The sequence below is a fragment of the Serratia sp. 14-2641 genome (genome assembly GCF_001692375.1).
Classification (GTDB): Bacteria; Pseudomonadota; Gammaproteobacteria; order Enterobacterales; family Enterobacteriaceae; genus Chania; species Chania fonticola_C.
The window spans coordinates 29,511-50,144 of record NZ_LXKR01000035.1 but is presented as its reverse complement, the minus strand read 5'-3'; the positions used below and the strand labels follow the sequence as shown (position 1 = coordinate 50,144).

Here is a 20,634-nt window from a genome sequence, read left to right as displayed (position 1 = left end):
AGATGTGTATAAGAGACAGCATTTCCTCCTGTCTTTTACCGGGATCACAAAAATAACCGCTCAGATATTCATCATTCAGCAATAATCTTTTTTGGTTTTTTATTGGAGGTTAATGCTGGATTGATCATGAACATTGGTTCATGACGCCAAGATTTAACCCGTAGCACAAGTTTTAATGCTGTAAATGTTGCTGAAAGGTTTTTTTTATGTTTGCTTGCTGTTTCTCACAGTCTAGGTAAATCCCTACTGGTTATATTGACGGCACCCCAAACAGTTGGCAATTTGGTACCCTCAGGGATAAGAGTGAGAGGTGTATGAGTGAAATTCACTCGCTCAAACGCCCTGCCGTGATGCGTTCCATCCGGCATTCTCGCGCTTTTTATTCCTCCTGCCCTCGGGCGCTGACCGCACAGGCCGCGTAACAAAAAATATTAGGCTCTGGCGGTAATACACACACCACATCACATACGGAGCACTAGCGATGACAAGTTCCTTGGGTAAATCAGGGATTCTGAAATTCGGTATCGGCCTGATTGCGCTGACCGTTGCGGCAAGCGTGCAGGCAAAGACGCTGGTTTACTGTTCTGAGGGTTCTCCTGAAGGGTTCAACCCGCAGTTGTTCACCTCCGGCACCACCTATGATGCCAGCTCAGTGCCAATCTATAACCGTCTGGTTGAGTTCAAACTGGGCACCACCGAACTGGAACCTGGCCTGGCAGAGAAGTGGGACGTCAGCGAAGACGGTAAAACCTATACCTTCCACCTGCGCAAAGGCGTGAAGTGGCAGGACAGCAAAGATTTCAAACCTACCCGTGAACTGAATGCCGACGACGTGGTGTTCTCCTTCATGCGTCAGCTTGATCCAAACCACCCTTACCACAAGGTTTCTGGCGGCAGCTATGAATACTTCCAGGGTATGGGCATGCAGGATCTGATCAGCAAAGTCGAGAAAGTAGACGACAACACCGTTCGCTTTACGCTGACCCGTCCAGAAGCGCCATTCCTGGCTGACCTGGGCATGGACTTCGCTTCCATCCTGTCCGCTGAATATGCCGACAAGATGATGAAAGCCGGTACGCCAGAGAAAGTGGACCTGAACCCAGTGGGTACCGGGCCGTTCCAACTGCTGCAGTACCAGAAAGACTCTAAAATCCTCTACAAGGCCTTTGACGGTTTCTGGGGCACCAAGCCGAAGATCGATCGCCTGGTGTTCTCCATCACGCCAGATGCCTCTGTGCGTTACGCCAAGCTGCAGAAAAACGAGTGCCAGGTCATGCCGTACCCGAACCCGGCAGACATCGCTCGTATGAAGCAGGACAAAACCATCAACCTGATGGAACAGCCTGGCCTGAACGTCGGCTACCTGTCGTTCAACACCGAGAAGAAGCCGCTGGATAACGTGAAGGTGCGTCAGGCACTGACCATGGCGGTGAACAAGCAGGCCATCGTGGATGCGGTGTATCAGGGGGCGGGTCAACCTGCCAAGAACCTGATCCCACCAACCATGTGGGGCTATAACGACGAGATCAAAGACTACGCTTACGATCCGGTCAAGGCCAAAGAGCTGCTGAAAGAAGCAGGCATGCCAGATGGCTTCTCCATCGATCTGTGGGCGATGCCGGTACAACGTCCGTATAACCCGAACGCACGTCGTATGGCTGAGATGATCCAGTCCGACTGGGCGAAGATTGGCGTCAATGCCAAGATCGTCACCTACGAGTGGGGCGAGTATCTCAAGCGTGCCAAAGACGGTGAGCATCAGACGGTGATGATGGGTTGGACCGGTGACAATGGGGATCCAGACAACTTCTTCGCCACGCTGTTCAGCTGTGCGGCCGCCAAAGATGGTTCCAACTATTCCCGTTGGTGCTACAAGCCGTTTGAGGATCTGATCCAACCGGCCCGTGCCGAAGCGGACCACGACAAACGCGTCGCACTCTACAAGCAGGCTCAGGTAGTCATGCACGATCAGGCTCCGGCGCTGATTGTTGCCCACTCCACCGTTTACGAGCCAGTGCGTAAAGAAGTGAAGGGCTATGTGGTCGACCCGCTTGGTAAACATCACTTTGAGAACGTTTCTCTGGACTAAGCCTACCTAGGCGGGTTGAAGGACTGGGATACTTAATCTGCAGGGGCGCAATACGTTGCGCCCCTGCATTCCCGTCCCCAGAAGAATGTCGTGAAGCGTGTGAGTTTTAATAAGCCTGGCGGACGATGAGCTGCCGGGCACTTTATACAGAGAGTTCGGGATATGTTGCAGTTCATACTCCGACGTTTGGGGTTAGTTATCCCAACGTTTATCGGCATAACGTTGCTGACTTTTGCATTCGTCCATATGATCCCCGGCGATCCGGTGACCATTATGGCCGGGGAACGCGGGATCTCCGCAGAGCGCCATGCACAACTCATGGCAGAGATGGGGCTGGATAAACCGCTCTATCAACAATACTTCCATTACGTCACCAACGTGCTGCATGGCGATTTGGGGACGTCCCTCAAAAGCCGTATCTCCGTGTGGGAAGAGTTTGTGCCGCGCTTTAAGGCCACCCTGGAACTGGGCCTGTGCGCGATGCTCTTCGCGGTGATTGTCGGTATCCCGGTGGGGGTGCTGGCGGCCGTCAGGCGAGGTTCGGTGTTTGATCATACCGCCGTGGGTATCTCCCTGACCGGTTATTCAATGCCGATCTTCTGGTGGGGCATGATGCTGATCATGCTGGTTTCGGTACAGCTCAACCTCACGCCCGTATCGGGGCGAATAAGCGATACGGTCTTCCTCGATGACAGCCTGCCGCTAACCGGCTTTATGCTGATCGACACCCTGATCTGGGGTGAGCCGGGTGATTTCATCGACGCCGTGATGCATATGATCCTGCCCGCCATCGTATTGGGCACCATCCCGCTGGCGGTTATCGTGCGTATGACCCGCTCCTCCATGCTGGAAGTGCTGGGTGAAGATTATATCCGTACCGCGCGCGCCAAGGGTGTGAGCCGTATGCGGGTGATCGTGGTGCATGCATTGCGTAACGCCTTGCTGCCGGTGGTGACGGTGATCGGCCTACAGGTTGGCACCATGCTGGCCGGGGCGATCCTGACCGAAACCATCTTCTCCTGGCCGGGGCTTGGCCGCTGGCTGATGGATGCGTTGCAACGCCGTGATTACCCGGTTGTTCAGGGCGGCGTATTGCTGGTCGCCTGTATGATTATTCTGGTTAACCTGCTGGTAGACGTGCTCTACGGCGTGGTCAACCCGCGTATTCGCCACAAGAAATAAGGGGCGCTCTGATGTCTCAAATTACCGAGTCTGTAGTGAAAGGTGCGCCGAAGCCAATGACCCCGTTCCAGGAGTTTTGGCACTATTTCAAGCGCAACAAAGGGGCCGTAGTTGGCCTGGTTTATATCGTTATCATGCTGGTGGTTGCCGTGGGGGCCGGGTTCCTGGCTCCACATGCGCCTGCCGAACAGTTCCGTGATGCCCTGCTTAGGCCCCCGGTCTGGGAGACAGGCGGAAGCTGGAAGTTTATTCTGGGTACCGACGATGTCGGCCGTGATGTGTTGTCGCGCCTGATGTACGGTGCCAGGCTCTCGCTGTTGGTAGGCTGCCTGGTGGTGGTGCTTTCTCTGGTGATGGGCGTGGTATTCGGCCTGTTGGCCGGTTATTTCGGCGGCGTAGTCGATGCCATCATCATGCGCGTGGTCGATATCATGCTGGCACTGCCAAGCCTGCTGTTGGCGTTGGTGCTGGTGGCGGTGTTTGGGCCCTCGATCGTTAACGCCTCGCTGGCGCTGACCTTTGTTGCTTTGCCGCACTATGTTCGCTTGACTCGTGCTGCGGTGCTAGTGGAAGTGAACCGCGATTACGTGACGGCTTCCCGCGTGGCGGGGGCTGGAGCGGCGCGTCAGATGTTCGTCAATATCCTGCCAAACTGCCTGGCACCGCTGATCGTGCAGGCTTCTCTCGGTTTCTCGAACGCCATTCTGGATATGGCCGCTCTCGGCTTCCTGGGTATGGGTGCGCAACCGCCAACGCCGGAGTGGGGCACCATGCTCTCTGACGTACTGCAGTTCGCGCAAAGTGCCTGGTGGGTTGTGACCTTCCCAGGGGTGGCAATTCTGCTGACGGTTTTGGCCTTTAACCTGATGGGGGACGGCTTGCGTGATGCTCTCGACCCCAAACTCAAGCAGTAACAGAGGAAGAGAGAATGGCGTTATTAAATGTAGACAAGCTTTCGGTGCACTTCGGTGACGAAGGTGCGCCGTTCCGCGCAGTAGACCGAATCAGCTACAGCGTAGAACAGGGGCAGGTGGTTGGCATCGTCGGCGAATCCGGCTCCGGTAAATCCGTCAGTTCGCTGGCGATCATGGGGTTGATCGATTTCCCTGGCAAGGTGATGGCTGACAAGCTGGAGTTCAACGGCCAGGACCTGCGGAAAATCTCGGAAAAAGAGCGCCGCCAGCTGGTGGGCTCCGAAGTCGCGATGATTTTCCAGGATCCAATGACCAGCCTGAACCCATGCTATACCGTCGGTTTCCAGATTATGGAAGCGTTGAAGGTGCATCAGGGCGGTAACCGCCGCACCCGTCGCCAACGCGCTATCGATCTGCTCAATCAGGTAGGCATTCCCGATCCGGCCTCGCGGCTGGACGTTTACCCTCATCAGCTTTCCGGCGGGATGAGCCAGCGTGTGATGATCGCCATGGCGATCGCCTGCCGGCCCAAGCTGCTGATTGCGGATGAACCGACGACCGCGCTCGACGTGACCATCCAGGCCCAGATCATTGAGCTGCTGCTCGAGCTACAACAGCGCGAAAATATGGCGCTGCTGCTGATCACCCACGATCTGGCGCTGGTGGCGGAAGCGGCGCACCACATCATCGTGATGTACGCTGGGCAGGTGGTGGAATCCGGTAAGGCGGTAGAAATTTTCCGTTCGCCGCGCCACCCATACACCCAGGCGCTGCTGCGTGCGTTGCCGGAGTTTGCTACCGACAAGGCGCGTTTGGCCTCGCTGCCTGGCGTGGTGCCGGGCAAGTACGATCGGCCACAAGGCTGCTTGCTGAACCCGCGTTGCCCGTATGCAACCCAACACTGTCGCGAAGAAGAGCCGGAACTGCGCAGCATTCCCGGCCGTCAGGTTAAATGTCACACACCGCTGGATGATGCGGGGAGGCCGACCGTATGAGCCAGAACCACCCTTTATTGCAGGCCATTGACCTGAAAAAACACTACCCGGTCAAGAAGGGGCTGTTTGCCCCGGAACGGCTGGTAAAAGCGCTGGACGGGGTTTCCTTTACCCTTGAGCGCGGTAAAACCCTGGCGGTGGTTGGGGAGTCTGGCTGTGGTAAGTCCACGCTGGGCCGCTTGCTGACCATGATCGAAATCCCTACCGGTGGTGAGCTGTACTATCAGGGGCAAGATCTGCTTAAGCCAGACGTGACGGCAGAGAAGCTGCGCCGCCAGAAGATCCAGATCGTGTTCCAGAATCCTTACGGATCGCTTAACCCCCGTAAGAAGGTGGGGCAGATCCTTGAGGAGCCGCTGCTGATCAATACCTCGTTGAGCAGCGCCGAACGGCGTGAGAAAGCGCTGGAGATGATGGCGAAGGTCGGCCTGAAAACCGAACATTATGACCGTTACCCGCATATGTTCTCCGGCGGCCAGCGGCAGCGTATCGCCATTGCGCGTGGGCTGATGCTTAACCCGGACGTGGTGATTGCCGATGAGCCAGTTTCTGCGCTGGACGTGTCCGTGCGTGCGCAGGTGCTGAACCTGATGATGGATCTGCAACAGGATCTGGGGCTGTCTTACGTGTTCATCTCCCACGATCTGTCGGTGGTGGAGCACATTGCTGATGAAGTGATGGTGATGTACCTCGGCCGCTGCGTGGAGAAGGGCAGTAAAGACGCCATCTTCAATAACCCGCGCCATCCGTATACTCAGGCACTGCTTTCTGCTACGCCGCGCCTGAACCCGGATATGCGCCGGGAGCGCATCAAGTTGACCGGTGAACTGCCAAGCCCAATGAACCCACCACCGGGCTGTGCATTCAACGCCCGTTGCCGCCGTGCCTTTGGCACCTGCACCCAGCTGCAACCGCAGCTCAAGCAGTATGGCGATCAAATGGTGGCCTGCTTTGCCGTTGACCAGGATGAAGCCGCAGGGTCTTGATATTTCTTCACCGGGCTCGCAACGTAGATACTCTGCATGCTGCGCCCGGTTCCCTCCGCGACATTGCCACTCTATCTTCAATCAGACGCCGGTAGCGATACCGGCGTTTTTTATGAGTGCGGTTCAGAAACTTACTAGCCGCAAAACGCCCCTCACCGCTTACTGGGGATAAGGCACCCAATCCCCGCCATTAAGGCGAATATACGCCTTGCCCTGATACTGCATCACGATGGCATTGTCATTCTCAGAGATCACCGCCGTTTGCGGCAGGTTCTGCGTCAGCACTTGCCAGTCGACGCTTGGCGCAGTAAACACCTTGCCGTCCACCAACCGCGAGACCAGTTCGGACAGCGCCAGATAGCTGCTCGGCGTTTTAATCTCCACCGGGCTGCCCTGATGCGGGGCCTGCATACCAACCAGTTTTATACCAACCGGCGTATGGGTAATGTTCAGGCTTGGGATATCCCGCAGGCCGGACATCTGCATTTTGTCGCCCGCCAGCGCCGCACCGTGCTCCGGCACGATCACCACCATCACCTTGCGCCCGGATTTCTGTAGCTCATCGAGGAAGGTATTCAACTGATCGAAGAGTTGCTGCGCTCGGGGCTGATAATCGGCGGTCTGTTTACCCCCGACAAAGCGGTTGCCGTCATGCAGCGGGATCAGGTTGAAGAAGGTGGCGGTGCGGGCATCGCCGCCCTTTTTCTGCTGATCGAGCCAGCGGTTGAGCAGTTGCAGATCGTTATAGATCGGTTCACCGTCGAATGAAGCCAGTTCATTGCCGATCCCGGCCTGCGACATCAGTGGAGCCTGTATATCACCTTGCTCACGTACTTCTTTCAGGAAGTTACCGAACACGCCGGAGTGATCGAGCATCAACTGCTGTTTAAAGCCCAGCTTGGCCAGGTTATCAAACAGATAGCACTGCTGATTGGCAGGCTGATACAGATCGTGATGTGAAGGCTGGCCGCAGCTGGCGCGTAACAGGCGGATGGCCGCTGGGCCGCTGTACGCAGTGGCCGAGTTAAAGTTGGTGAACATAATGTCCATCTTGGCCCACAGCGGGTGGTTGCGCAGATTGACGGCGTCCAGATCGGCCCAGGCTAACGAGCAGATGTTGATGATCAGCACGTCAAACGGCTGGGCATCGGCAGGTAAGGCGACCGGGAAGGTGGTCGCTCGGGCTTTTTCCTGCTGGTAGAACTGCTCCAGGTAGGCCGTGAGGTTGGCATTGGTCGGTGGGCCATTGGCCGCAGGCAGATTGCCGCCTGGTGCCGTCGCCGTGGCCGGTGTAGACGGGGTATCCGTCACCGTTGCAGTGTTGGTGGTAGGCAGCAAGGAGATCGCCGGGCCAGCAATATTGACCACGTTCAACCACACCAATGCCGCCACGGTAAACACCGTGATGCGTATCCATTGGGCCAGGAACAGGTAGGCAATCAGCAGCACGAAGGCGGCGCCAATCATCTGCCAGTTGATAAAGCGGTTGGTCAGTTCCAGCAGGTAATCGGCGCTGAAACCGGTGAGCTGCGAGCCCTGGCTAAGGATGCTGTTAATCCCCGGCAGCCAGGTGTCGTGGTAGAACAAACCGATACCGATAGGAATGGCGATCAGGTGACGCCAGCGGTGCAAGCGCGGCGACGGGATCGGCATCAGTAAAAAGGCCATAAACACCAGGTTGGGCAGCGCATGGAAATTCAGATAGCCGAACCACAGCAGGCCGAACTTGGCCAGGAAATAGAAGTTCCAGCCGCCAAGGCCGCGCCAGTATCGCCATAAGGTATTGTCAGGTTGCGTTATTTTATCGTCGCTCATGGTTATTTTTTACGCTTGATTTGAGAGGTGGAACCTGTGCGCACCCATAGCCCTGCCGACTTTAAATAGCGCGGTGATAACAACAAATTCTGCCAAGATCGGTGCCAGTTGGGGAAACGGCGATGCAGCAGGTATCCCGTAGGGATAAACACTATTGCGCACAGGATCACCAGTTGCACGATATCGTCAAGTGCGTTCATGGCTGTTCCTCCTGCCCGAGGCTCATCAGGGTGAAGGGAATGGGTTCCCGGCGTTCGGTCTGGTGTTCCGTTTCTACGGCGTGGGTTGTTGTGGCAGCGGCCGATTGCAGCTTGCTGGCGGGGAGCGAAAACTCGATATGCTGCCGCAACAGCCTGATTTTATCGATAATATCCACATCCTGATGCCACACTACCCGATTACTGAATGCCTCGCTAACTGGCAGGCGGAAGACGAATTTCAGTGCGGTATCCAGATCGTTAATCCGGCAGGTGGAAAGGAACAGGAACAGCCGATTCTGCGCCACGGTCATGATGTCGCCAAAACGCCGCAAATGGCACAGCGTCATCGACTGGCGAGCGCTCAACCCCGGAGCTGGGCGCAGGGCGACCATCACCCCTTTGCCATCTTCCGGCAACAGGGTATTTTCCATCAGCGAAGTCACCGCCCGGTTGAATTCCTCCAGCGGCAGGTAGCCTTTCAGTTGCAGTGGCCGCAGCCCGGCGAGCAGGTTATCGATATCCGCCGGGACATGGCGCGACAGCCTCTGGCCCTGAATACCTTCCAGCATGGTCAAAAAATTGGAAAGCGGTGCCACGTGGGGCACGATCAGATTGGCACCGCAGGCCAGCAGCAGGCGTTCGTCGCTGTAGCGCAGGCTGGCGCTCATCTCACGTACCACAATCTTCAGCCCGTCGCCCCTGCTGCGGCGCAGGCTATGGATCTGATGGGCCAACTCGTCAATTTCGTCACTTTGATACAGGGCGAAGATCAGCGTGGCGGCGATGGTCAGCATGCCACGCTGCATCAACTTGGTATTGTTCTCAAACAGTTGCCAACTGGCCGATAGCGGCGGGGCGCCCTCGAGAATGCGTTGTTCCGCCAGGCACAGGCTCTCGTCGTTGCGTTCCGGGGTAGGGGAGGGTTGGTTACTATCGTCTGCCCCTTGCCAGCCTTCCGGGCCTTCGGTCAGGGTGAACAACTGATTGGCATTGATGCCGTTTGCCGTGCTCCACCAGTGCACCAGATACTGGGCACTGCCTTGCAGCCCCTGCAGGCTGGCCAGGCCGTTGAGAATACGGTGCTCGGCGGCTAGCTGGCCTTTGAGTTTACTCACGCCACTGCCGTGGCTGAGTACAACCAGCGTGCACTGCTGCTGGTGTAACCATTGGCCGAGTTGAGCGGCCCATTTGCGCAATTCATCGCTGGTAAAGGTTTGCCACAGGCTGGCGTGGGCCAACAGGATCAGTAAGCGGTTGCTGGGTTTTAGCTCACGCATCAGATCGTCGGCCAAATGCAGCAGCGCCGCTTTTTTTTCTGGCAGGCTATATAAAGGGAGTTTTTTAATCGCAGGGGAAAGAGGCGTTGCCAATAAGGTGTCTGCCTGATTGCCGCTACAAATCACTGCCAACTGGGCATCTTCTGCCTGGGCGGCGATGATCTGCCGGCAAAACAGGTTGGCATCGCTCTGGCGATCGATATTCACCCAGTAAAAGCCTGGGGATTGCATAGCCGACAATTCTTGCCAAATCCGTCGGATACCTAATGAAAAAGAGTGCGCCATAGATTTATTCTACTTTCGTTGAAAGTGGCGTAGACCAAACCCGAGCTGGTCACATTAAAAGCGTAATGTCTGAGTTAGCATAGCAAATCTAACCATAAGAGGGATATTATCCGTTAAGATTCATCTTATTGGCCCAATTTTTTCCGAACGTTGCTATAGTCATTTAACATTAGCCTATTTTATGAGGCGGCAAGATGAATAATGATGCGTTAAGAGGGCTTCGGGAGAAAGCCCCAGTAGAACCTCAGGACGATTTGCAGGCTTTGAGCCGCGCTTTTTCGTTGCCTAAGTTAAACTACATCGATATTTCACGCCAGGAACGGCTAGCACAAATGATGGTCCGCTGGCCGCTGCTGGCGGAACTAGCCAACAAGACGGGGAGTGCTTGATCCATGCCGGTCATTGCACTGCAAGGGATTCGGGGCGGTATTGGCACCACGTCAATCACTGCGGCGTTAGCCTGGGCGTTACAGCAACTGGGCGAGTCGGTACTGGCAATTGACCTGTCACCGGACAACCTGCTGCGATTACACTTTAATATGCCCTTCGAACTGAACCGGGGCTGGGCTCGTGCAGAGCTGGATGGCACCGGTTGGTCGCATGGGGCAATGCGTTACGGCAAAAAGCTCGATTTTCTGCCGTTTGGCCGGTTAAGCGCCGCCGAACGGGAAAAAGTACGGCAGCAACAAAGTGATACCCCACAACGTTGGCATGATTTTCTGGCTCAGTTACGTGCTTCAGGGCAGTATCGCTGGATCCTGCTGGATATCCCAGCGGGTGACGGTCCCGAGATTGAACAGCAACTGGCGCTGGCCGACCAGGTTTTCCTGTTGCTCGGGCCCGATGCCAACTGCCATGCGCGCCTGCATCAGCAGCCATTGCCTACGGGGTGCCACTTGCTGATTAATCACTATTCCTCGGCCAGCCCGTTGCAGCAAGATCTGCATCAGCTGTGGCTACAAACGCTAGCAGGTCTGTTGCCACTGGTGATCCATCGTGATGAAGCGCTGGCGGAAGCGATGGCGGTCAAGCAGCCGCTGGGAGAGTATCGGCCGGAAAGCCTGGCGGCCGACGAAGTGCTGACGCTGGCCAACTGGTGTCTGCTCAACCTGCAGGACGCCGAGGTATGAGCAGGGTATTGAGCCTGCTGCTGGTGCCTCCCGTTCACCGGGCGGTGCAACAACGCTACCGCGCTTATCGCCACGCGGGGGCCCCGGCATTTACCGCTGGTCTCACGACCCTGATGGTGGCTATTGGCTGGCTGTTGCTGCGGTTTGAGTCCCCTGGCTGGCAAAAGGTGCAGGCAGGCCAAAGCTATTGGTTCCCCCATATTTCCCCCCATCGCCCACGCCCGGCAGACGCGTTGCGTTATTTGTTGCAGGGTTTTTGGTTGCTGGTGACCCACAGTGGCCCGGCCCCGATGGGGCGCCATTACTTTGCCGGTTGGCACCGTTTGCAACTGCGTTACGCCAACTGGTTGCAAAGCTTGCCGCAGCGCTTGCAGGGTGCCGGTATGGAGGAGCGTACGGTACAGCGCCTCAACCGGATGAATCACCGGGTACGGCAGGTGCTGTTTATCATTGCTGGCCTATTGGCTGGGCTGCTGGCTCTGCTGTGTATTTCCCAGCCCTTTGAACTGCCCGCCCAGTTTATTTTTGTGCTGCTGCTGTGGTGTATTGCCATGGTGGTGCGGCGTATCCCGGGCCGGTTACCCAGCCTGATGCTGATTGTGCTGTCGCTGACCGTTTCCTGCCGTTATCTATGGTGGCGCTATACCTCAACGCTGAACTGGGACGATCCGCTCAGCCTGACCTGCGGCCTGCTGTTGCTGGCGGCGGAAACCTATGCCTGGGTAGTGCTGGTGCTGGGCTACTTCCAAACCGTGTGGCCGTTGAATCGCCAGCCGGTGCCGATGCCTGCCGACAGCAGCACCTGGCCGACCGTCGATCTGCTGGTGCCGACCTACAACGAAGATCTGGGCGTGGTGAAGCCCACCATCTATGCGGCGCTGGGCATCGATTGGCCGAAAGATAAAATCAATATCTATATTCTCGACGACGGTAACCGGCCAGAGTTTAAAGCCTTTGCCGCAGAGGTCGGGGTGAAATACATCGCCCGGCCGACCCATGAACACGCCAAAGCGGGCAATATCAACAATGCGCTCAAGCACGCTAGCGGTGATTTTGTTGCCATCTTCGACTGCGATCACGTCCCCACGCGTTCTTTCCTGCAGCTGACCATGGGCTGGTTCTTTAAAGACAAGAAGCTGGCGATGCTGCAAACGCCGCACCACTTCTTCTCGCCCGATCCGTTTGAGCGCAACTTGGGGCGTTTTCGCCAGACGCCAAATGAAGGCACCCTGTTCTACGGGCTGGTTCAGGACGGTAATGATATGTGGGATGCCACCTTCTTCTGCGGCTCCTGCGCCATCTTGCGCCGTACGGCATTAGATGAGATCGGCGGTATCGCGGTGGAAACGGTGACCGAAGATGCCCATACCTCGCTGCGTCTGCACCGCCTTGGCCACACCTCTGCCTATATCCGTATTCCGCAGGCCGCCGGGCTGGCAACGGAAAGCCTGTCTGCCCATATCGGCCAGCGTATTCGTTGGGCGCGTGGCATGGTGCAGATCTTCCGGTTGGATAACCCGTTACTGGGTAAAGGGCTGAAGTTTGCCCAGCGCCTGTGCTATGCCAACGCCATGCTGCACTTCCTGTCCGGTATTCCGCGCCTGATCTTCCTGACCGCGCCGCTGGCGTTTTTGTTGATGCATGCTTACATCATCTTCGCGCCAGCCTTGGCAATTGCGCTGTATGTGCTGCCCCACATGATCCACGCCAGCCTGACCAACTCACGTATTCAGGGCAAATACCGCCACTCCTTCTGGAGTGAAATCTACGAAACCGTGCTGGCCTGGTATATCGCCCGGCCAACGACCGTGGCCTTGTTCAATCCGCATAAAGGCAAGTTCAACGTCACCGCCAAAGGCGGGTTGGTTACGCAAGAGCACGTTGATTGGGTGATCACCCGACCTTACCTGCTGTTGGTGACACTCAATCTGGCAGGCCTGGGTTTTGGCGTGTGGCGCTTTTTCTACGGCCCGGCGGACGAGATGATGACGGTGGTTATCAGCCTGATTTGGGTGATCTACAACATGACCATCCTCGGTGGAGCGGTGGCCGTGGCGGTGGAGGCCAGGCAAGTACGGCAGTCGCATCGCGTGGAGATCGCCATGCCTGCGGCGGTAGCCCGGGCAGACGGACATCTGTTCCCCTGTACGTTGCGTGATTACTCCGACGGTGGTGTGGGTATCGAAATGCGCGTGCCGGATCAGTTGCAAGAGCATGACCAGATTGCGCTGCTGCTTAAACGTGGCCAGCAGGAGTTCAGCTTCCCTTGCGTGGTGACGCGATCCCATGGCCGCTCGGTGGGGGTCCGCTTGGTCGAACTCTCGACCCGCCAACATATCGAATTTATTCAATGTACCTTTGCCCGGGCCGATACCTGGGCACTGTGGCAAGACGCATTCCCGGAAGACCGGCCGGTGGACAGCCTGCGGGACGTACTGATGCTAGGTTTTCACGGCTACCGGCGCATGGCCGACTATGCGCCTCCAACGATGCGCAAGATCCTGGTCGGCCTGACCTCGCTGGCCACCTGGATCCTGTCATTTATTCCGCATGGCGTAGGAAGAGGCCGCGCTCCAACGGCCACAGAGACGGTGGCATAGGCTGTATGTCGCAACCGCCCGTTCGCATGCCCTGTGAACTGGCCCAAAAGATGATGATACGATGACGAGAAAAATAAACTGGTTTACCTCGCTGGCCTTAGGCATCAGTAGCTTATCTCATGCGGAAACGGCCCCCACTCCAGCGGCTGGCGTGACCCCGCCTGTGAGCACCGTGGCCGAAGCTCCGGTCACCGTACCAATGGGAGTGGCGGTGCCGCAAGCACCCGAGGCGCCGGTGCGGGATGTAAAACTGCCGTTTACCGAGGTGGCACCACCGCCTGGCACCTTTATCCTGCGTGGCACCCGCCCAGAAGGCCAGATTGAGTTTAGCGTACGCAGTGACGAAGTGGTTTCGCAGGCGCTGCTGGACCTGGAGTTTACCCCTTCACCGTCGCTGATCCCGGTAGAGTCGCACGTCAAGATCTACCTCAACGATGAGTTGATGGGCGTCACCACCATTACCAAGGAACAGTTGGGTAAGCCTAATCGTGTCCAGTTGCCGATCGATCCGCGCTATATCACCGATTTTAATCGTATTCGCCTGGTGTTTGTCGGTCATTACCAGAACATCTGTGAGAACCCGGCCAACAGCACGCTGTGGCTGGACGTCAGCAAATCCAGTTCGCTGAACCTGCGTTACCAGACACTGCCGGTGAAAAATGAGCTTTCCCACTTCCCGGAACCCTTCTTTGACAGCCGAGACGATCGGCCATTAACGCTGCCGATGGTGTTTGCCGGCCAACCCGATCTTGCACAGCAGCGTGCGGCGGGGATCTTGGCCTCCTGGTTCGGCACCCAGGCGCAGTGGCGCGGTCAGTCCTTCCCGACGCTGTTTAACCGATTGCCAAGCCAGCACGCCATCGTGTTTGCCACCAATAAACAGCGCCCGGACTTCCTGAAGGATTATCCGGCGGTCAACGGGCCGACGGTGGAGATGATCAGCCACCCGGATAACCCCTATGTGAAGCTGTTGTTAGTACAGGGCCGTGATGATAACGACCTGATCACGGCGGTGAAGGGCATCGCGCAGGGTAATATCCTGTTCCGTGGCCAGAATGTGAGCGTGGATAAGGTTGAGCAGTTGGCCGTTCGCCAGCCATACGATGCGCCAAACTGGGTGCGTACCGATCGGGCAATGAAGTTCAGCGAACTGCAGCAATATGCCCAGCAGTTGCAGACTGACGGCGTCGAACCTGGGCCTATCTCGCTGTCGATGAACCTGCCGCCGGATCTGTTCCTGATCCACAGCAACGGTATCGATATGCAGCTGAAATACCGCTACACCTCCCCGCGTATTGAGGATGGTTCTCGCCTGAGCATCAGCCTGAACAATCAGTTTGTGCAGTCCTATGCCCTGGTGCCAGAGCATGAGAAGGGCGCACAGCTGTTGCGTTTGCCGCTGGCTCAGGGATTGCTCGATTCCGATAAGGCGGTCAATATTCCGGTGCTGAAGTTGGGGGCGACCAACCAGCTGCGCTTTGACTTCGATTACACCACGCTGCTGGCCAGCGGTGCCGAAGGGCGTTGCGAAACCTATTCCTTGGTGCCGAACCATGCGGTGATCGACGGCAACTCCACCATCGATTTCTCCGGCTATCGTCACTTTATCACCATGCCCGACCTGCGTTCCTTCGCCAATGCCGGTTTCCCTTTCAGCCGTCTGGCGGATCTGTCGCAAACGCTGGTGCTGGTGAACAAACAGCCGCAGCCCGCCCAGGTGAGCGCCTTGCTCAACGCCATGGGTAACATGGGGGCGCAAACCGGCTATCCGGCGCTGGCTTTCTCGCTGTCCGATGACTGGTCACAGGCCAAGGAAAAAGACGCCGATATCCTGCTGATCGGCACCATTCCGCCGGAGCTGCGTGATGACAAGAAAATCAACCTGCTGGTAGAGGCGACGCTGAGCTGGGTGAAAATGCCGATGCGCCAACTGCCGCTGCCGAGTATGGATGTGCAGCAGGATGACGCTACGCCAGACAGCAAAACCACCATCAGCTCGGAAGGGGCGATGGCGGCGGTTGTCGGTGTGCAATCCCCGTTCCACGATCAGCGCAGCATTGTAGCCCTGCTGGCAGACAGCCCACGGGGTTATGAACTGTTGAATAATGCGCAGCTAGACAGCGGCAAGCGTGCGGCGATGTTTGGTTCGGTGGCCGTGATCCGTGAGTCCGGCGTCGATAGCTTGCGCGTGGGGGATGTTTACTACGTCGGCCATCTGCCATGGTGGGAACGTATCTGGTATGCGTTGTCGACGCATCCGCTGTTGCTGGGCGCGATAGCCGCGCTGGTGGTGGTGATGGCGGCCCTATTGCTGCGGCGTGGTCTGAAGGCCTTTAGCCGTCGTCGTCTGTCACCGGAAGATCGGGATTAATCGCCATGATGGAGATCTGTCTGCGCCGCCTGCTGCCTGGCCTGATGTTGATGTGTGCGTTCAGCACGGCAGCAAGCTGTGATTGGCCAGCCTGGCAGCAGTACCAACAGTTTTATCTCAGCGATGAAGGGCGGGTGATCGATCCCAGCAGCCCGAAGCGCATCACCACGTCCGAAGGGCAGAGCTATGGGATGTTCTTCGCGCTGGTGGCCAACGATCGGCCTGCCTTCGATAAGCTGTTGGCGTGGACGGAGAACAATCTCGCCTCTGGCGACCTGAGCGCACATCTGCCCGCCTGGCTGTGGGGGCAGGACGATGCCAAGGCCTGGAAGGTGCTGGACAGCAACTCGGCTGCCGATGCGGATTTATGGATCGCGTATAACCTGCTGGAGGCGGGGCGGCTGTGGCAAAGCCGCCGCTATCAAACATTGGGCACGCTGTTGTTGCAACGGATTGGTCGTGAAGAGGTGGCGAATATCCCCGGTTTGGGTCTGATGCTGCTGCCGGGCAAGATGGGTTTTGTGGCCGAGGATCGCTGGCGCTTGAACCCCAGCTATTTACCACCGCAGTTGCTGGCCCGCTTTGCCCAATTGAACGGGCCGTGGCGAGCGATGCAGAAAACCAGCCAGCGGATGCTGCTGGAAACGGCTCCGCAAGGGTTTTCACCAGACTGGGCCGAGTGGCAATCGGGCAAAGGTTGGCAGCCCGATCCCGTCAAACCCAATATCGGCAGCTATGACGCCATTCGCGTCTATCTCTGGGCTGGGATGTTGGCGGACGACGATCCCCATAAAGCGGCGCTGGTGAAGCAGTTTCAACCGATGATGCGCCTCACCGCCCAGCTTGGCGCTGTGCCGGAGAAGGTCGATACCGCCAGCGGGAAAACCAACGGTACTGGCCCGGTAGGTTTCTCCGCCGCGCTGTTGCCGCTGCTGGCTGCACAACCCGATGCCCTGGCGGTGCAACGCCAACGTATTCAGGATAACCCCTTGGGTAATGATGCCTATTTCAGCGCCTCTTTGCTGCTGTTCGGCCAGGGATGGGATCAACAACGCTATCGTTTCAATCGTCAGGGTGAACTTCAACCTGCCTGGAGTAGCCTATGCGCAACTTCACACTAGGCTGGCTAAGCCTGTTTCCTTTAAGCCTGGCTCTGTTGCCGCAGGCGCAGAGTGCCGAGAGCGTTGCCCCGGAGCAATGGCTGCTGGAGCAGGTGCGCATCGGTGAAGCCAGCAACAAAGATGAGCTGGTACGTCAATCGCTATATCGCCTTGAGCTGATGGATCCGAATAACCCCGACGTGATAGCGGCGCGTATGCGCCTGGCGCTGCGGCAGGGAAATCAGGTCTTGGCGCAGCAACAGCTGGATAAGCTGAAGGGGGTGGCACCGCAATCGCCGGTGTTCCGCCAGGCAGAAATGAATATGCTGCTGACCCAGCCGGAAACCCGCCAGAAGCTGCAACAGGCTCGCCTGATGGCGGCCGCAGGGCGCTTGCCGGAGGCCAAAGCTCAGTACGACGAGCTGTTCCACGGTAATCTGCCGACGCTCGATCTGGCGGTGGAGTATTGGCGTCTGGTGGCCAGGCTACCCGGCCAGGAATTAGCCGCGACACAGCAACTACAGGCGCTGGATCGGCAATATCCCGGCAACATCACGCTGCGCATGGCGCTGGCGCGGATGCTGTTCAGCCAGGATCGTGACGCTCAGGCCTATGAGCTGTTACAGCAGGTGGCGGCCGATCCCGCAGGCCGCGGTTCTGCGGCAGATTTGTGGTTGGAACAGGTCAAAGCGTTGCCGGTCAGCCCGCAGAGCGTGGCGGCGTTGAACCGTTTCCTCGGCGTGTTTGAAAGCGGTGAGCAGGCGCTTGGCGCACAGCAGGAACTGGCCCGCCAGCGGACCCTGCTGGCCGATCCTGCCTATCGCGCGCGCATGACCGGGCTGGCGCAGGTGAATAAAGGCGGCAGCCGTGCGGCAATCCCGGAACTGAAAAAAGCGCTATCGAGTGCGCCCAATGATGCCGAAGTGCTTGGTGCGCTTGGCCTGGCCTATTCCCGCGCCGGTAACCGGCAGCAGGCCTTGAGCCTGTTCCAGCAGGCGCAGAAGGCGGACAAGGATAACTACGACAGCAGCAAATGGCAGAGCCTGATCAAAACCACCCGCTACTGGCTAGCGATCGAGGCGGGCGACAAGGCGTTAAAGGCTAATAACCTGCCGTTGGCTCAGCAAAAATACCAGCAGGCGCGGCAGATTGATAACGGCGACAGCGATGCGTTGATCGGCCTGGGCGATGTTGCCGTAGCCCGTAAAGATGATGCTGCTGCCGAGCGCTACTATCAGCAGGCTCTGCGCCTGGATCCGGGCAGCGGTAGCGCGGTGCGGGGTTTGGTGAATATCTACCAGCGGCAGTCGCCACAAAAGGCGCTGGCCTATCTCAATAGCCTGCCTCGTGGGCAGCAGACCAAGCTGCACAGCACTCTCAACGGGTTGCAACTGGATATGCTCAAACAGCAGGGCGACGAACTGGCCCAGCGCCAACAGTGGCCAGAGGCGGCGGAAAAGTACCGGCAGGCGCACCAGAAGGATCCTGATGACGTCTGGCTGACCTACCACTATGCGCAAACGCTGCGTCAGGCCGGGCAACCGCAGCAGGCCGACGTGCTGATGCGTCAACTGGCCGCGAAGAAGTCAGGCGATCCGCAGCAGGTTTACGCCTATGCGCTGTACCTGGCTGGTAGCGATCGTGACAACCAGGCGTTGGCCCAGTTGAATACATTGCCCAAAGCGCAGTGGAACGACGGGATGCGTGAGATGGCCCAGCGCTTGCAGATGCAGGCCACGCTCGATCATGCCGAACGTCTCCGAACTGCCGGTGATGAACCCGCAGCAATCGCCTATCTGCGCCAGCAGCCCCCGGCAACGCGCATCGACCTGACCTTGGCAGATTGGGCGCTGGAGCGGGGAGAGTATGACGAGGCGCTGGCGGATTATCAGCGGGTGCGTGCGCGTGAACCGAATAATCCGGATGCGCGTTTGGGGGAGATTGAAGCCTATGTGGCGCAAGGTCAGCTGAGCGAGGCCCGCCAACGGCTGCAAACGGCACCAGCGCAAGCGGACGAGTCGATCAATGGCCAGCGCCGTGTTGCCAATGCCTGGACGGCAGTGGGCGAACCGCAAAAAGCGACCGATATCTTCAAGCAGTTAAAAGTGGCTGCCCAACAGGAGCCGCCGGGGCAGGCCAAAGCCTTGGTGTACCGTGATGCCGCCAGGCTGGAGCAAAAGCAGTTGCAACCGCAAACGGCGCAGCAGGATTATCGTCAGGCGATGGTGGCCAGCGGCATTGCGCCAACGGTGCCCGAGGATAATGACGGTTATACCCGTCTGACCCGCAATAACGCGACGGATGACTGGCTAAAACGCGGCATCCGCTCCGATGCCGCCGATCTTTATCGCCAACAGGACGTCAGGGTCACGCTCGATCACGACTACTGGCGTTCGAGCGGCACCGGTGGCATCTCGGATTATCAGGCGCATGACACCATGTTGCAGGTGGATATGCCGCTGTATGACGGCCGGGCGTTCCTGCGTACCGACACCGTCCAACTGAACGCGGGCAGTTTCTCGACCGATAATAACGGCAAGTACTTCGAAACCTTTGGCACCTGTAACACGCAGGGTTGCCGCGGTGACGAACGGCAAAAAACCACCGGCACCAGCGTGGCGGCCGGTTGGGCTAACGACCATTGGCAAACCGACATCGGCACTACCCCGATGGGATTTGAAGTGGTGGACTGGGTCGGTGGCGTGGCCTATAGCGGTGACTGGAACCATATCGGTTGGACGCTGGGCGCCTCGCGGCGGCCGATTACCAGTTCGCTGTTGGCCTTCGGCGGGACGCGAGATCCGAACACCGGCACTACCTGGGGCGGCGTGCGTGCCACCGGTATCAATCTGAGCGCCAGCTACGATCGCGGTGAAGCCAACGGCGTGTGGGCCGATCTCAGTGCTCATCAGCTTACCGGCCAGAATGTCGAGGATAACCAGCGCCAGCGCTTGATGGCCGGTTATTACTATAAGGTGATAAACGAAGATAACCGCCGCGCCACCGTTGGGTTGAGCACCATGCTCTGGCACTATCAGAAAGACTTGAGCGGTTACTCCCTTGGGCAGGGGGGTTATTACAGCCCGCAGCAATATGTTTCGCTGGCGGTGCCGGTGAACTATCGCCAGCGCACGGAAAACTGGTCGTGGGAAGTGGGGGGCTCGGTGTCGATCTCGCACTCGAAAACCAACGATGAAAAACGCTATCCCCTGCAAGGGCTGATCCCAGATTCCCTGCCAGACAGGGACGCGGTGGAAAGCGGTGGCTCCTCCTCCGGCGTGGGCTATACGCTGCGAGCCCTGATCGAACGCCGCCTCAGTTCCCATTGGACACTGGGGGCCGGCATCGATATTCAACAGGCTAAAGACTATACCCCGAGCCATGCGTTGATTTATCTGCGTTACTCGCTCGCCGGTTGGCAGGGCGATCTCGATCTGCCACCGCAGCCACTGACGCCGTACGCCGACTTCAAGTAACGTGAAATTGGTCGATTCGTGGTGTCGCCCACAGGGTAGTTTTGCTACCCTGTGGCTATTCCGGCTAGGATAATACCGAAACCCGCGCTTTTCCTGCTGCCACCAAGCGGTTGGTAAGGTAAACACGTGAGGCAATCGAGTATACTCAAGCCGCTTATCCAGCAAGCAATATTTCCCCTTACCCCTGCCCCTCCTTGCAGGAACTGATACGGAG

The 20,634-nt window shown here is 57.8% G+C and carries 14 protein-coding genes; 11 read left to right on the top strand and 3 right to left on the bottom strand.

Features of this window, described 5'->3' with window-relative positions; translation table 11 throughout:
- Window positions 1-481 precede the first annotated feature (481 nt).
- From dppA to dppF, 5 genes are all read left to right on the top strand, one after another.
- Window positions 482-2,089 (top strand): dipeptide ABC transporter periplasmic-binding protein DppA, encoded by a 1,608-nt coding sequence (gene dppA / locus A6U95_RS13995; RefSeq protein ID WP_065684908.1) that lies wholly within the window; start codon window positions 482-484, stop codon window positions 2,087-2,089.
- A gap of 162 nt (window positions 2,090-2,251) precedes the next feature.
- Window positions 2,252-3,271 (top strand): dipeptide ABC transporter permease DppB, encoded by a 1,020-nt coding sequence (gene dppB, locus A6U95_RS13990; protein ID WP_065684907.1) that lies wholly within the window; start codon window positions 2,252-2,254, stop codon window positions 3,269-3,271.
- Between the two features lie 11 nt (window positions 3,272-3,282).
- Entirely contained in the window at window positions 3,283-4,185 is a 903-nt protein-coding gene (dppC, locus tag A6U95_RS13985) for a dipeptide ABC transporter permease DppC (RefSeq protein ID WP_024484208.1), read from the top strand.
- A gap of 14 nt (window positions 4,186-4,199) precedes the next feature.
- Window positions 4,200-5,180 carry a dipeptide ABC transporter ATP-binding protein gene (gene dppD / locus A6U95_RS13980; RefSeq protein ID WP_021181581.1) on the top strand — a complete coding sequence of 327 codons (981 nt, stop codon included), beginning with the start codon at window positions 4,200-4,202 and terminating at the stop codon, window positions 5,178-5,180.
- A complete protein-coding gene (gene dppF / locus A6U95_RS13975; RefSeq protein WP_021181580.1) occupies window positions 5,177-6,166 on the top strand; it encodes a dipeptide ABC transporter ATP-binding subunit DppF in 990 nt (329 codons plus the stop codon). Before dppD ends, dppF begins: the two co-directional genes overlap by 4 nt.
- Before the next feature lie 159 nt (window positions 6,167-6,325).
- Here the strand turns inward: dppF and bcsG are convergent, their stop codons facing one another.
- Genes bcsG through bcsE form a run of 3 tightly spaced genes read right to left on the bottom strand, consistent with a single transcriptional unit; the run spans window position 6,326 to window position 9,743 of the window.
- A complete protein-coding gene (gene bcsG, locus A6U95_RS13970) occupies window positions 6,326-7,981 on the bottom strand; it encodes a cellulose biosynthesis protein BcsG (RefSeq protein WP_065684906.1) in 1,656 nt (551 codons plus the stop codon).
- Between the two features lie 2 nt (window positions 7,982-7,983).
- Window positions 7,984-8,181 (bottom strand): cellulose biosynthesis protein BcsF, encoded by a 198-nt coding sequence (gene bcsF / locus A6U95_RS13965; RefSeq protein WP_065684905.1) that lies wholly within the window; start codon window positions 8,179-8,181, stop codon window positions 7,984-7,986.
- Entirely contained in the window at window positions 8,178-9,743 is a 1,566-nt protein-coding gene (gene bcsE / locus A6U95_RS13960) for a cellulose biosynthesis protein BcsE (RefSeq protein WP_065684904.1), read from the bottom strand. The genes bcsF and bcsE overlap by 4 nt, the downstream gene beginning before the upstream one ends.
- Window positions 9,744-9,937: 194 nt before the next feature.
- Here bcsE and bcsR point away from each other — a divergent pair, with 194 nt between their 5' ends.
- The 6 genes from bcsR to bcsC all read left to right on the top strand — a co-directional run bounded on the left by bcsR (window position 9,938) and on the right by bcsC (window position 20,420).
- Entirely contained in the window at window positions 9,938-10,132 is a 195-nt protein-coding gene (gene bcsR / locus A6U95_RS13955; protein WP_065684903.1) for a cellulose biosynthesis protein BcsR, read from the top strand.
- A 3-nt stretch (window positions 10,133-10,135) separates the two neighbouring features.
- The gene (gene bcsQ / locus A6U95_RS13950; RefSeq protein ID WP_065684902.1) at window positions 10,136-10,873 is read left to right on the top strand and encodes a cellulose biosynthesis protein BcsQ; all 738 of its coding nucleotides are present in this window, start codon (window positions 10,136-10,138) and stop codon (window positions 10,871-10,873) included.
- Window positions 10,870-13,473 carry a UDP-forming cellulose synthase catalytic subunit gene (gene bcsA, locus A6U95_RS13945; protein ID WP_065684901.1) on the top strand — a complete coding sequence of 868 codons (2,604 nt, stop codon included), beginning with the start codon at window positions 10,870-10,872 and terminating at the stop codon, window positions 13,471-13,473. The genes bcsQ and bcsA overlap by 4 nt, the downstream gene beginning before the upstream one ends.
- Before the next feature lie 61 nt (window positions 13,474-13,534).
- Complete coding sequence (gene bcsB, locus A6U95_RS13940) at window positions 13,535-15,844, top strand: cellulose biosynthesis cyclic di-GMP-binding regulatory protein BcsB (RefSeq protein ID WP_065684900.1); 2,310 nt, start codon at window positions 13,535-13,537, stop codon at window positions 15,842-15,844.
- A gap of 8 nt (window positions 15,845-15,852) precedes the next feature.
- Window positions 15,853-16,965 carry a cellulose synthase complex periplasmic endoglucanase BcsZ gene (gene bcsZ, locus A6U95_RS13935; protein WP_065684909.1) on the top strand — a complete coding sequence of 371 codons (1,113 nt, stop codon included), beginning with the start codon at window positions 15,853-15,855 and terminating at the stop codon, window positions 16,963-16,965.
- Entirely contained in the window at window positions 16,947-20,420 is a 3,474-nt protein-coding gene (gene bcsC, locus A6U95_RS13930; protein WP_065684899.1) for a cellulose synthase complex outer membrane protein BcsC, read from the top strand. The genes bcsZ and bcsC overlap by 19 nt, the downstream gene beginning before the upstream one ends.
- Window positions 20,421-20,634 lie beyond the last annotated feature (214 nt).

Coding starts and splice junctions, on each gene's coding strand:
- dppA (WP_065684908.1), top strand. CDS start 482: ATGACAAGTTCCTTGGGTAAATCAGGGATTCTGAAATTCGGTATCGGC.
- dppB (WP_065684907.1), top strand. CDS start 2,252: ATGTTGCAGTTCATACTCCGACGTTTGGGGTTAGTTATCCCAACGTTT.
- dppC (WP_024484208.1), top strand. CDS start 3,283: ATGTCTCAAATTACCGAGTCTGTAGTGAAAGGTGCGCCGAAGCCAATG.
- dppD (WP_021181581.1), top strand. CDS start 4,200: ATGGCGTTATTAAATGTAGACAAGCTTTCGGTGCACTTCGGTGACGAA.
- dppF (WP_021181580.1), top strand. CDS start 5,177: ATGAGCCAGAACCACCCTTTATTGCAGGCCATTGACCTGAAAAAACAC.
- bcsG (WP_065684906.1), bottom strand. CDS start 7,981: ATGAGCGACGATAAAATAACGCAACCTGACAATACCTTATGGCGATAC.
- bcsF (WP_065684905.1), bottom strand. CDS start 8,181: ATGAACGCACTTGACGATATCGTGCAACTGGTGATCCTGTGCGCAATA.
- bcsE (WP_065684904.1), bottom strand. CDS start 9,743: ATGGCGCACTCTTTTTCATTAGGTATCCGACGGATTTGGCAAGAATTG.
- bcsR (WP_065684903.1), top strand. CDS start 9,938: ATGAATAATGATGCGTTAAGAGGGCTTCGGGAGAAAGCCCCAGTAGAA.
- bcsQ (WP_065684902.1), top strand. CDS start 10,136: ATGCCGGTCATTGCACTGCAAGGGATTCGGGGCGGTATTGGCACCACG.
- bcsA (WP_065684901.1), top strand. CDS start 10,870: ATGAGCAGGGTATTGAGCCTGCTGCTGGTGCCTCCCGTTCACCGGGCG.
- bcsB (WP_065684900.1), top strand. CDS start 13,535: ATGACGAGAAAAATAAACTGGTTTACCTCGCTGGCCTTAGGCATCAGT.
- bcsZ (WP_065684909.1), top strand. CDS start 15,853: ATGGAGATCTGTCTGCGCCGCCTGCTGCCTGGCCTGATGTTGATGTGT.
- bcsC (WP_065684899.1), top strand. CDS start 16,947: ATGCGCAACTTCACACTAGGCTGGCTAAGCCTGTTTCCTTTAAGCCTG.